The organism is Oleiphilus sp. HI0128 (assembly GCF_001635365.1).
Genome location: NZ_LWGG01000613.1, coordinates 1 through 467, shown reverse-complemented (window position 1 = coordinate 467; position 467 = coordinate 1). Strand labels below are relative to the sequence as shown.

Below are 467 nucleotides of genomic sequence, written 5' to 3'. Positions count from 1 at the left end.
CATTGCTGCAATGATGGATGAGCCAAAAGGACAGATCTCTGAAGTACTGCCAGATGGCACAGTTCATATGATTGATGTTGGCTAGTTAGAAACTTGCTAGTCTAGAGTGCCTGCTGGTGGCTTATTTCATCGGCGGGCATTTTTGCGTTAAGGTAACGCTATAGCACTAAACTCAGGATTTCTCGATGGCCCAGATTCTTAAGATTGATGCTGCATTTTCAACAGACGCCGGTATAAAACCGATCAATGAAGACTCGGCTGGCGTCAAGGTTCCAGAAGATAGCTATCTGCTTAACAATAAAGGTTGTGCACTCGTCGTTGCCGACGGTGTTTCATCAGCTGAAGCGGGGCGCGAAGCAAGCCATACGGCTGTTGAACGTTTTATTGAGGAATATTTCCAGACGCCTGACACCTGGTCAGTCAGTAAGTGCGGAGAGCAGATTCTATCAACGATTAACCTCAAGCTT

At 46.5% G+C, this 467-nt stretch carries 1 pseudogene; it reads left to right on the top strand.

What is annotated here, in order from left to right:
- Positions 1–185: 185 nt before the first annotated feature.
- Positions 186–467, top strand: a pseudogene (locus tag A3763_RS07605) (bifunctional protein-serine/threonine kinase/phosphatase); the annotation flags it as partial.